A 392-nucleotide genomic window follows, 5' to 3' on the forward strand; every position below is an offset into this window, starting at 1 on the left:
GCAAGGCAGGTGCTCTAGCCAACTGAGCTAATCCCCCGTAATCATTGTAGACCCGAGCAGATTTGAACTGCTGACCCCTACATTATCAGTGTAGTGCTCTAACCAGGCTGAGCTACGGATCTGTTTAGGTTGCCTGTTGGCGTTAATCACACTCTCTAACCGATCAGTCCATGTGACCAACTTGGCGACTCCTTGTTAAAAGAACTATTTCATAACTTCAACCTTTGCCGAAGTTATCATTACTTTCCGCCTGGCGTGTAGCCAAGGGCGTTAGTACAATAAATTAAAAGAAGGAAACAACAGCTCATAGGTTAATGAGCTCTAAAAAGGAGGTATTCCAGCCGCACCTTCCGATACGGCTACCTTGTTACGACTTAGCCCCAATTACCGAT

The 392-nt window shown here is 45.9% G+C and carries 1 tRNA gene and 1 rRNA gene; both read right to left on the bottom strand.

Going from position 1 to position 392, the window contains the following annotated elements:
- Positions 1-47 precede the first annotated feature (47 nt).
- Positions 48-122 (bottom strand) — tRNA-Ile (locus tag HGH91_RS31015).
- Positions 123-325: 203 nt separating this feature from the next.
- A 16S ribosomal RNA gene (locus tag HGH91_RS31020) occupies positions 326-392 on the bottom strand; the annotation flags it as partial.

Source organism: Chitinophaga eiseniae (assembly GCF_012641265.1).
In the GTDB taxonomy this organism is placed as follows: Bacteria; Bacteroidota; Bacteroidia; order Chitinophagales; family Chitinophagaceae; genus Chitinophaga; species Chitinophaga eiseniae_A.